We start from the raw sequence: 11719 nt of genomic DNA, 5'->3' as shown, positions 1-11719 counted from the left end.
GGGCCGCCTGAGCGGTCAGAGGTAAATTTGCGCTTAGTCTTGCCTTTCATATGGAGCTAAAGTTAGACCGTTATCCAATTTAACAATTGGTCCTAAATATGGGGCGCACCATACCCCTCCGATTCCATTTTCCAAGGCAATCATCCCGCCCTGAAAGGGTTTTTGATAGTTAGGAATGATTTTTAAAATCCGTTTTGAAGGCGCAGTCAATGGATTATCATTAATATCCTCAGGGTTGGGGAATTGGCTTAAAATCATTTCAAAATCACGAATTTTGCTTATATCATTTCCAAAGCAATAATTAAACCCCTGCATTGATATAAATAATAGTGCCTCGAATTCATGAAGTTGGATATAAGGTACAAAGTTTGTTTGCCCAATATCTTCGTAGAGTTTTTGTTCTAAGTACAGTACTCGTTCTAAAGAACTTTTCACTTTTACATCATCACCGTAACCTGGAAAATCGCTTGGAAGCGCATAAAAATCAATAAAAGTAGTAACCGTTAACGTGTTGCTCTTTACCAGCCTTACCAAATCCCTTTTGACTTGTCCATAGTTATCAAGTCCACCTTTGAAATTCTTGCCTCCTTTTACAATTTTGGTGTTGATGATGGTAGGATTGAGATGCTTTCCATAGTTGTTCAGGTAAGGATTGAGTACCTGTTTTACAAATTCTTCTTCGGTTTGCCCTTCTACTAAAATCAAAATCTGTTTCATGGGCGCCCCCCAATTAAATTTTTCTCCCAAATTTCTCCCAATGCATATTCTTCCTGCCAAAGTACCAGTTCACCATCATCAATGTGGCGAAATGCAGATTGGCCATCTTTTCTATCCACAACGATAATATCCTGAGGAGTAAATTGATTGATTAGAGTAACAGACTGCGTTGAAATAATGACTTGAGTACGTTCAGCTGCCATTTTAATGAGAGAAGCCAGCAAATGAATCGCCGCAGGATGTAAGCCCAATTCAGGTTCATCAATAATAATCGTGGAAGGAGGATTGGGTTGTAACAACAAAGTTGCTAAACACATCATACGAAGCGTCCCATCCGATAAACTATGCGCATTAAAATACAAATCCGAACCCTTTTCAAGCCATTTCAACCGAATTTTTTCGGGATTTAATGCACTTGGTTTTAAATCAAAACCTTGAAAAAAAGGAGCAATTCGAGTAATTGTTTTTTCTATTTGATTGTAGTTATTTATATGACGCTCCTTTAACCAATACAAAAATGCTGCTAAATTTGATGCATCCTCACGTAAAGACTGATTGTCATTTATATCTCCGGTTTGTTTCATCTTGGATGTTTCACCCGTATCATGAAAATGGTAAACCTTCAAGCCTTCAAACGCTTTAATAACATAATGTGATATTCCTTTTTTCCCGCCATAAATATTAGAATCGCTCTTGTTATACTCAAATAATAAACTTTCATTATGGCCTATTCCTAATGAATAAGTACTGTCTTTTGTCCCAGAATTATATCCTATTGATTCTGATGTAAAATAAAATCCGTCATCTGTATTGGGAGCTAAACGAACTTGATACGAATTATATGTATTCTGGTTTTCAAATGTAATTTTAAAACCCATTTCAGGTGAAACCTTACTGCCAAAATAAAGCAAATGATTAGCTCCTCCATTTCGGGCTACGTGTAAAGACAGATTACGGTTGATAATCTGACTCAGTAGTTTAAAATAAGAAATCAGATTAGATTTTCCCACTCCATTTCCTCCAATCATTATATTAATTTGCCCAAATGACAAATCAAGCTGACGAATAGATTTAAAATTTCGTATTTTAATATTCTCTATTTTCAAGGCATCAGCATTTTATTGTTTCCTTCTCTTTTCTGTAAAAATGCACTTTTTTCCACAAAAATCACATATTCCGTCGGTACTGCCCTCCTACCTGATACAGCGCTCTTGAAATTTGCCCCAACGTACACACTTTGGTGGCTTCCATGAGGCTTTCAAATAAATTGCCGTTTTGAAGGGCAGTTTCCTGCAAATGCGCCAAAGCGAGTTTTGCCGGTTCCAAATTTCTTTCCTGAAATGCCTGACGAGCGGCTACGGCATATTGTTTTTCATCGTCCGTTGAGCGAATCACTTCGGCAGGCAAAACGGTAGGCGAACCTTTGTCGTCCAAAAAGGTATTGACTCCGATAATCGGTAACGCGCCCGTGTGTTTTTGCATTTCGTAATACATGGATTCTTCCTGAATCTTGCTGCGCTGATACATGCGTTCCATGGCGCCCAACACGCCACCACGTTCATTGATGCTCAAAAACTCCTGATAAACCGCCTCTTCCACCAAATCCGTGAGTTCTTCGGCAATAAACGAGCCTTGCAACGGATTTTCATTTTTGGTCAAACCAAATTCACGGTTGATAATCAATTGAATCGCCATGGCCCGACGAACACTTTCTTCCGTCGGTGTCGTAATGGCTTCGTCGTAAGCGTTGGTATGCAGCGAGTTACAGTTATCATAAATCGCCAATAAAGCTTGTAATGTGGTCCGAATGTCGTTGAAAGGAATCTCCTGCGCGTGCAGACTTCGACCCGAGGTTTGAATATGGTACTTTAGTTTTTGACTTCTGTCATTGGCTTTGTACTTGTTTTTCATGGCTTTGGCCCAAATCCGCCGCGCTACCCGCCCGAGTACGGTGTATTCGGGGTCCATGCCGTTGGAAAAGAAAAACGATAGATTAGGCGCAAACTCGTCGATGTGCATTCCGCGACTGAGGTAATACTCCACAAACGTAAACCCGTTGGAAAGTGTAAACGCCAATTGCGAAATGGGATTGGCTCCTGCTTCGGCAATGTGATACCCAGAAATCGAAACCGAATAAAAGTTACGAACCTGATTATCATTGAAATACTGCTGAATATCGCCCATCAGTTTGAGGGCAAATTCTGTACTGAAAATGCAGGTATTTTGCGCCTGGTCTTCTTTCAAAATATCCGCCTGCACCGTTCCGCGCACTTGGCGAAGAGTGTTAGCTTTGATTTTCTGATAAATTTCGGGTTCCAACACCTGATCGCCTGTGGTACCTAAAAGTAGTAAGCCAAGGCCGTTGTTGCCTTCGGGAATTTCTCCCAGATAGTTAACCTCACCCTTCACCCCTCTCCTTTCAAGAGAGGGGAATATTTGCTCCCTTCTCCTGTCAGGAGAAGGGCTAGGGTTGAGGTTAAAGGCATTTTTTATCCTCGCTTCCCGCTCCTCGCTGCTCATTTCGGACAACATATATTTCTCGCATTGCTGGTCAATGGCCGCATTGAGAAAAAAACCGAGTACCATGGGTGCGGGGCCGTTGATGGTCATGGAGACCGACGTGCTTGGGTCGCAGAGGTCAAAGCCGCTGTATAGTTTTTTGGCGTCATCCAATGTACACACACTTACGCCTGAGTTTCCTACTTTTCCGTAAATATCGGGTCGAAAATCGGGGTCTTCTCCATAAAGTGTGACGGAATCAAACGCCGTCGAAAGGCGCTTGGCCGGCATGTCTTTGGATAAATAATGAAAGCGGCGGTTGGTGCGCTCGGGACCGCCTTCGCCCGCAAACATCCGCGTAGGATCTTCCCCTTCACGCTTAAGCGGAAACACGCCCGCCGTGTAAGGAAACTCTCCCGGTACGTTTTCAGTCAGCAACCACCGTAAAATATCACCCCAATCTTGGTATTTAGGCAAAGAAATCTTAGGAATTTTGAGGTGTGACAACGTCTCCGTCCACAACTCCTGCTCAATGATTCTATCTCTGACTTTAAATTGATATGTATCTGCCCGGTATTTTTTGACGGTTTCGGGCCACGTTTCGAGCAAATGTTTACAATCGTAGTGAAGTCGAGCTTCCAACTCGGCATAAATGGCTTTGAGCGCATCCACTTTGTCAAAGTTCTGAAACTTTGACAAAGTTTTGATGGTACCATCCAACTGATACAACTGCCGGGCAAGAGTTGCCTGTTCATTCACAAACTGTTCATAACTCCGCGCATTCTCCACAATTTCAGCCAAATAACGAACGCGATCGGAAGGGATGATGGCATTTGTGATTGGTGAGTTATGATTTAGTGATTGGAGCTGCAAATGAGCAGATGAGTGAATGAGCGAATGAGCGGTCCGCCGCGCGGTGAATAATTTCCCATTTGTCCATACCTTTCCACTTTCTCCCTTTTCACTTTCCACTCTTTTCTCCAACAGCTCCATGATTTTCACGTAGAGTGTGTTCATTCCCGCATCGTTGAACTGACTTGCCATGGTTCCGAAAATGGGCAATTCTTCGTCGGGGGTTTCCCAAAGGTTATGATTGCGACGGTATTGTTTTCGAACATCGCGGAGAGCGTCCAATGAACCGCGTTTGTCGAATTTATTGATGGCAATGACATCGGCAAAATCAAGCATATCAATCTTTTCCAACTGCGTCGCCGCGCCATACTCAGCCGTCATGACGTAGAGTGAAATATCTGAGTGTTCCGTGATTTCGGTATCCGACTGCCCAATGCCCGACGTTTCCACAATAATCAGGTCAAAATGAGCTGCTTTGCAAATTTCAATGGCATCTTTTACAGGGCGGCTTAATGACAAATTCGACTGTCGCGTAGCGAGTGAACGCATATACACTCTCCCCTGTGCAATATCGGGATGAATGGCGTTCATGCGGATACGGTCGCCGAGCAACGCCCCGCCTGTTTTACGTTTGGAAGGGTCAACGGAAATAATGGCCAACGTTTTATCTTCAAAATCCAACAAAAACCGCCGTACCAGTTCGTCCACCAATGAAGATTTTCCTGCCCCGCCCGTACCGGTAATACCCAGAACGAGACCAAGCCCAGCCCCCTTTCCCCCAATGGGGGGAAATAAAATACCCTCTTCTGCCAAAGAAATCAAGCGGGCAATCATTTGATGATTGGATGTTTTTATCTCCTTCGTCAAATCAAAAATTCCCCCATTGGGGGCAGGGGGACTGCAACGAGTTAGTAGGTCATTGATCATTCCCTGCAAACCCATCGAGCGGCCATCGTCAGGAGAGTAGAGTCGGGTAATGCCGTATGCCTGAAGTTCCTGAATCTCCGAAGGCAAAATGGTACCACCGCCACCGCCAAAGATTTTAATGTGTCCCGCGCAGCGCTCCCGCAGCAAATCGTACATGTATTTAAAAAACTCAACATGACCGCCCTGATAGCTTGTAATGGCAATTCCCTGCACATCTTCCTGAATGGCACATTCCACAATTTCCTGCACGGAACGATTGTGCCCCAAATGAATCACCTCCGCCCCGGACGACTGCATAATGCGCCGCATGATGTTGATAGCGGCATCGTGTCCATCAAAAAGGCTCGCAGCAGTGACAATTCTGACGTGGTTTTTGGGTTGATAGGGTTTTTGAATGACACTTTCCATAAAAATTGATAGCTAAAATCAGGGACGAAGATAAGGTAAACTTCGCCCTAAATACTCATAGTTGTTTGCGAAAAAGTACTTTTTTTCGACTAAATTTCACGGTAAAACAACCAAGAATCTACTATCATAATTATGATTAACTTGTAATCATTAGTTGTGGTTTTTTGCTTTGATTATCAGGGTTTTGCTATTAAATTATTTCCCGCTGTAATATTTTGTGTGTTAACCCTTTTGTCCTGTTATTTTTGTTTCCAAAATCACAATTATGGCAAAAGTAAAAATTGAAATCACAACTGATATAGGCGAAACTGTTTTAGTGGAAGGCGATTTATCGTTGATTACAGATTTAGACAGTTTTAATGGTATTGAGCAATTTACCTTACAAATTCGTCGAGAACTTTTTCCAGAGCTTCAAAAGGAATTGCTTACTGGCTCCCAAGAGAGCTATAAAAAAAAGCCAAGAAATTTCTAATGGTAGGCGCATGGTCTCTATAATGGGCATTGAAGGTCCAGTTCAGTTCATGCTTGAACGCTACAAATCTGGGGGTGACTATTTTTCCAAAACTTCTCAAATTGATCAGGGTTTAGAAAGTGCCGAAGTGCGTTCTTGGATTGACTTAGAGATACAGAGTAAGAGCTACCAACAAGTCTCTAAAATCTTGAAGAAGGTCAGTGGTACAGGCCTTTATAGGGGCAATCATATTAGCGAAAAGGTAAAAACGTATGCGACTGAAAGTACCACAAAGTTGATAAATAGCTATTCGGGTTTGCAATTAAGTCTGCCTTTTGCTGCGACTGATATTGGTCTATATGATAGCAAAAGTGCTGAGATTTTATTGTTTGATTCGGACCGCCGATGCGGATGCTATTGGCGTAAATCGCCAAAAAGAGCAACGTCAAGAGGCGTATGTCAAAAAACTTAAACGGGTACAAACTGATGTCATAGAAGTTCAAAGACCCAAGGGTGATTTTGAGTATATCACAGCGGGTTATGGCGTTGCTAATTGGAGCATTCAAACCGCTCTGTGTTGTTGGCTGTGTGCCAATTATGGCAACCAAAGGCTGCCCATAGTTTCCATAAGCGATGGGGCAAGAGATATTAGGCTACGCTTATGGCGGGTCTTTGGCGGCCAAGTCACTATCATTTTGGATTGGTATCATCTGAACAAAAAAGTGTGGACTTTAATGAGTATGATAGCGAAAAACAAACTCCAAAAAGAAGAAGCCGCAAAAACAATTGTCGGCTTGCTGTGGGTCGCAAAAACCGACGATGCGATTGGATATATTCAAACAATGACCGTAAAAAACACACTCAAACAAGAAGAATTGATAGAATATTTAAGAAAACATCAAACGGAAATCATCAATTACAAAAAACGAAAAGAGGTAGAGAAAACAATTGGTTCGGGCAGAGCAGAAAAAGGCGTGGACATGATTGTGGCCTATCGGCAAAAAAATAAACCCATTGCATGGTCAGAAAAAGGTAGTTATGCCTTATCAACTTTGAGAGCAGAGGCTCTCAACTTAGCAAAAGCAGCATCAAGAACACTAAATATTACAGCAACAATTATTTTGAAGATTTGGCTCTGGGACAGCATCCTGAATTTTTATACATCGGCTGCTCGGATAGCCGGGTAACTGCCGAAGATTTGATGGGATTAAAGCCCGGAGAGGTATTTATCCACCGCAACATTGCCAATTTGGTCAACAACATTGATTTGAATGTCATGTCGGTCATCAACTACGCCATCCGACACCTCAAAGTCAACCATGTGGTAGTATGCGGACATTACAACTGTGGGGGAATAAAAGCCGCAATGCAGCCTGTGGATATGGGTATTTTGAACCCTTGGCTCAGAAATATCCGAGATGTATACCGAACGCACAAAGCGGAATTAAATAAAATTGAAGACGAAAACGCCCGCTACAACCGACTGGTAGAACTCAACGTACAGGAGCAATGCGTCAATCTCATCAAAACCGCTGCGGTTCAGGAAGCCTACAACGAGCGCGGCCTGCAAGTACACGGTTGGGTATTCGACATTCACACGGGTAAACTGATTGACCTAAACATTGACTTTCCCAAAATTCTGCAAGGCATTATGGAGATTTATCGGTTGTATTGAGGGGAGGCATGATTTTGTTTGTATTTTATTGCTTTACATATAGAACATAATATGCAGCAACGAAAATTAAAGATTTTATTATTAAACATTAATAATAAAATCTTTAATTCAATTTAGGAGTTGAATTTTTGCTTTCAAATTCTTCTTTGAATATATTCTTATATTGTTTTTCAATCTTTCTACGAGAAAATATATATCTAAACGAGAAAATGGCTGCATCTTTATTAAGAAAAATAGACAATGATGTTGAAATTAAAAAGGTTATAAAAGAAGAGTTTTGTTTGAAGAATTTTAATTGGGATTTTTCATCAATAAAAGAAAAAAGTACATAAAGAACGGAAAATGCTAAAACCCATGCAAGGAGTAGCCACTTTACTTCCCATTTTTCTCTTGATTTTTTTGCCCATTTATCGTTAATATACTTTGCTTTATCATCTTCGTATTTTTTTAAATCATATTTAAATTTGTTTTCGTTTTCAATTTGATTTAGCCTGTTAATTAAATCTGCGACCTGATTTTGATATAATTCCTTTTCGTTTTTATTTTCAAATGCTTCTTTTTTGTTAGTGTTCGCCAGTTCTTTCAACTGTTTCAATATATCGTTAAGCTCTGAAATTTCAGAGTCTTTTTTCTCAATTTGACTTTCTGCTATTTTAACCTCATTGCTTTTTATATCGGTTCTTTGTTTTAATATTTTTATCTTTTTTTCACTCTCTTCTTTTTCAAGTTGTAAAGCAGTAAATTTTTTACTTATCTCTGCTTCAAAAAATCATCTTCATTTGTTTCTTCTCTAAAAAATGAATCAAGGAATAAATCATCTGTTAAAAAGCTAAGTAGTATTTTTTCATCATTAAGCCCTTTTGACCTATAATAGTTAACAAATTTTTGGGCGTCTTTTGATTTTTTTACGCTCTTGTCATAGAAATTAAATGAAGAAATAGCAGTTATGAAAGCTCTTTTATAATTATCTGTCTGGATAGGAGCAAACTTACGAATTCTATCTAAAAGAAATGACGGAGTATAAAAATTAGGAATTACTCTTCTTCTTTTTCCTAATTCAAATTTATCAAAAGCGATTAATAGCTTATCAAGAGTAACCCCTAAATATTTAATCTCAGAAAATGTTTGAACTTCACCTTCCACTTCTCTTTTTCTCAACCATTCTATCGCTTCTCTTAATAAAACGTCATGCCAGATTTGTTTTTGATGTTTGTAAATTTCTTCAAACCCTCCTCGCTCTCTTCTTGCTTCATTTCTAATTTGAATATAGCCTTCATATTCAGCAATAGAATGATTAATTACATCATCACTAATCTGTTCAAATTTTGAATTAAAAATTTGAATATTAAAGGCATGAACAATTACCTTTTCTGATGTATCAATAATCTGTGATGGATGTAAAGTTTCAGGGTTTTTAAGAAGATTTTCATAATATATTTCCCCAAAAGAATCTAAACGGTTAGAGTTTAATAGGCCTTTAATTTGTGGAGAACTATATGGGACTCTGGTAATTATATCGTCAAACTCCATTTTCTTTCTCTTTAACTCTTCGATAGTTGCTGGAATATATTTAAACCGTACATTAAGATTTAATTCTTTTACAATTTTTAAAAGTTCAATACTGGCATCTGTTTCTACATTTTTATGTAAGCCCAAAATTGAGTACAAAAAATTCGTATCTACAAGAACTGTCCAATCAATTTGAGAATTTAAAACTTCTTGGTGCAAATTTTTAGGCAAACCCAAAGAATAAAAAGATAAGGTTTTATTGGCCAAAAATTCCAAATAATCTAAGTCTTCAGTGCTCAATTTTTGAGCGAAATACATTACTAATTTTTGAAAAATATCCCTTGTATTAGGATTAGATAATTTTTTAATTGCATTATGGTAAGGACTACCATTAACTAATCTAAGTTGATTTTCCTGATTATTACTTTGAACAAAATTATTCAATGCATATTCTCCATACTGGTAAAAACATTCATATAGATATTCATTAAAGTACTCCCAAAGCAACTTTAACTCTTTTTCATTCACTTCTCCTAATTTTTTAATTAACAAAGAAAAACGTTTTTTTCTTTGTTGAGCAGATTCTTCTACCTTAAGTGCAGTTCTTTTTATTTGCAAAAATTTTTCATCTGAAAGCTTAAATCTGTTTTGTATGATTATTAAATCTCCTCTTTTAATGAGAGATTCTATAATAATCTGTATTTCATTTTCAATTGGTTGAATATCGAATAATTCGCTTATGCACTCTAAAATATCTTTAATAGTTAATGCCTCATTATCAAAAAAGTAAATAACATTCTCAATAAAGCTACTAATAGCATTTTCTCTTGTTTCTGTTGAAGATAATTCAAGTATACGGGCAATTTTTGATATTTTGTCTTCCATAAAAGTGCGTTATTTTATATGGTCTAAGTTAAATTTTTCAATCAATTTATCACACTCACCTACGGGCAACCAAAAGTTAATACTCATAAGCTCACGGAGTTTTTCAGAGGCAATTAAGGGCGAGAGAACCTCTATATTCACTAATTGCTCAAATACCCACAAAATACCGTGTACTTCAAAGCCTTGGCGTTGAGCTTCTTTGCGGAGACGGTTATCACCCGTTAAAATCATGCAGTTGTCCAATTCATGTGCGTAGAAATACACGGATAAATCTTCTCTTGATAATTTTCGGGATTGGGTTGATATAGAGGCTAAATTGTCAATTTCGGATTGCGTCAAATGGCGAACCGAAAGCTGTTTCTGAGCAATAAAGGGAACAAGCCGTTGGAGTTGATCTTCTTCTAATTCATTTAAAATCAGTTGTGTAGTGTGAAACTCCAACGGCAACTCAAAGAATATCTCCACCAAATCTATCTCGCACAAATCAATGAATAAGTTGGCATCATTTACAGCAATCCGATTGGCTGATGTCTCGTTTTCAGACACCGTTGGGATGTCTGAACTCATGCTTTTGTGTTATTTATACCTGCCAATGTACGTCTAAACTCAGTTAATGATTGATTTCCCAAACTCGCTGCTTTGCTAAGAGAAATAATCTCCTCAACGGCCGCACGGTATAATAACTGTGAAAAACGCAGGGCTTTTTCTACCCCTTTGTAAACACCGGGTTCGTTTTTACGATAGCCTACTTTGTTCATCCAAATGATAAATTCTTTGTAGGTGGCGTCAGTGATGATGTCGAGGTCGCGTAATCGCATTAGCGTCGCTTGGATGGAAATGCCATAGTAGGCTTTGACCTGTAAGAGTTCTGCCAGCGCTATTTTCTTTCGTTTGCTCGAAAACACTTCAATGACGCTTTGGCGCGGGAAAAGCAACGCCGCCGCAAAACGATGACAAAATCGCTCATTATCAATACCTTCGGCAAATATTAACAAGATGTGGGCTAATTCATGGATGGCAGTAAAGCGCTTGCGTACATCGTCATCATTTTGGTTGATGACGACTGTCAGATGCCCATTTGCTTCCGCGCAAAGTCCCTGAAAAGATTCAGAAGCGTTGATTTCTAAGACCTTAATGCCTTTTTCTTCCAGCATTTCTATGACACTCGGGATGGGCTTCATACCCAATTGCCAAATGTCGCGCAGACGTTCTGCTGCTTTCTCAATGCCTTCGGAATTGTGAATGAGGGACGTTCCGAGTGGGTTTTCAAAATCCAAGTGAGCATCCGTCAGGTTTTCCAATTCAAAATAACGTTCAAGTACGTCTTTGGCCTTTTCGTGAATGGCAATTTCCTCGGCTTTGGTGAGTTTTTGCTTTTTTCGGTATTCGATTTTGTCAAGTTGAATGGCGGTAGTACGGTAGAAATAATCTAAACGGACACCGAGCGCTTTTGCCAAAGTCAAGAGTGTATCAGCTTCCGGTTTGGTTTTGCCCTGTTCAAATTGATGAATGGCTTGCCTGCTAACAGCATTTTCCATGCGGTCAGAAAGTTCCTGCAACGACAACCCTGACATGCGTCGTGCGGCGGCTAACCTTTCTGCTAAATTAGAATTCATTTTCTTTAATTTTACTTGACAAAAATGACAAAAAATAATTAAAATGTCAAGTGAAAAGCTTTAATTATAGAGAACGACCGAACTTCTTGGAATCAAAACTAAAATAATTGCAATTTTGCGAAATGAAAAAGAAAGTAGAAATAAGCGAACCAGAACGATTGGCAAATTTCATGCATTCAT

At 39.2% G+C, this 11719-nt stretch carries 10 protein-coding genes; 3 read left to right on the top strand and 7 right to left on the bottom strand.

The window, feature by feature from the left end:
- Positions 1-33: 33 nt before the first annotated feature.
- The 3 genes from Q0081_RS16705 to Q0081_RS16695 form a co-directional block, all read right to left on the bottom strand.
- Positions 34-705 carry a DUF4276 family protein gene (locus Q0081_RS16705; RefSeq protein WP_298355522.1) on the bottom strand — a complete coding sequence of 224 codons (672 nt, stop codon included), beginning with the start codon at positions 703-705 and terminating at the stop codon, positions 34-36.
- Between the two features lie 8 nt (positions 706-713).
- Complete coding sequence (locus tag Q0081_RS16700) at positions 714-1823, bottom strand: AAA family ATPase (protein WP_298355520.1); 1110 nt, start codon at positions 1821-1823, stop codon at positions 714-716.
- 61 nt (positions 1824-1884) lie between these two features.
- Positions 1885-5403, bottom strand: coding sequence for a methylmalonyl-CoA mutase family protein (locus Q0081_RS16695; protein ID WP_298355518.1), 3519 nt, complete (start codon positions 5401-5403; stop codon positions 1885-1887).
- 265 nt (positions 5404-5668) lie between these two features.
- Between Q0081_RS16695 and Q0081_RS16690 the strand changes: the two genes are divergently transcribed.
- From Q0081_RS16690 to Q0081_RS16680, 3 genes are all read left to right on the top strand, one after another.
- A complete protein-coding gene (locus Q0081_RS16690) occupies positions 5669-5875 on the top strand; it encodes a hypothetical protein (protein WP_298355516.1) in 207 nt (68 codons plus the stop codon).
- A gap of 350 nt (positions 5876-6225) precedes the next feature.
- On the top strand, positions 6226-7041 hold the full coding sequence (locus Q0081_RS16685; RefSeq protein WP_298355514.1) for a hypothetical protein: 816 nt from the start codon (positions 6226-6228) through the stop codon (positions 7039-7041).
- Positions 6942-7529, top strand: a complete 588-nt coding sequence (locus Q0081_RS16680; protein ID WP_409034073.1) for a carbonic anhydrase — start codon at positions 6942-6944, stop codon at positions 7527-7529. Before Q0081_RS16685 ends, Q0081_RS16680 begins: the two co-directional genes overlap by 100 nt.
- 103 nt (positions 7530-7632) lie before the next feature.
- On the opposite strand, the gene Q0081_RS16675 is transcribed toward Q0081_RS16680, so the two are convergent.
- The 4 genes from Q0081_RS16675 to Q0081_RS16660 all read right to left on the bottom strand — a co-directional run bounded on the left by Q0081_RS16675 (position 7633) and on the right by Q0081_RS16660 (position 11539).
- Entirely contained in the window at positions 7633-8115 is a 483-nt protein-coding gene (locus tag Q0081_RS16675; protein WP_298355512.1) for a hypothetical protein, read from the bottom strand.
- Between the two features lie 164 nt (positions 8116-8279).
- Positions 8280-9923, bottom strand: a complete 1644-nt coding sequence (locus Q0081_RS16670; RefSeq protein WP_298355510.1) for a hypothetical protein — start codon at positions 9921-9923, stop codon at positions 8280-8282.
- A 9-nt stretch (positions 9924-9932) separates the two neighbouring features.
- Positions 9933-10490 carry a hypothetical protein gene (locus tag Q0081_RS16665; protein WP_298355508.1) on the bottom strand — a complete coding sequence of 186 codons (558 nt, stop codon included), beginning with the start codon at positions 10488-10490 and terminating at the stop codon, positions 9933-9935.
- Positions 10487-11539, bottom strand: coding sequence for an XRE family transcriptional regulator (locus Q0081_RS16660; protein WP_298355506.1), 1053 nt, complete (start codon positions 11537-11539; stop codon positions 10487-10489). The genes Q0081_RS16665 and Q0081_RS16660 overlap by 4 nt, the downstream gene beginning before the upstream one ends.
- Positions 11540-11719: the final 180 nt, after the last annotated feature.

The organism is Runella sp. (genome assembly GCF_027484545.1).
Classification (GTDB): domain Bacteria; phylum Bacteroidota; class Bacteroidia; order Cytophagales; family Spirosomataceae; genus Runella.
The sequence above is the reverse complement of the archived record's forward strand: the minus strand, read 5'-3'. Positions and strand labels throughout refer to the sequence as shown.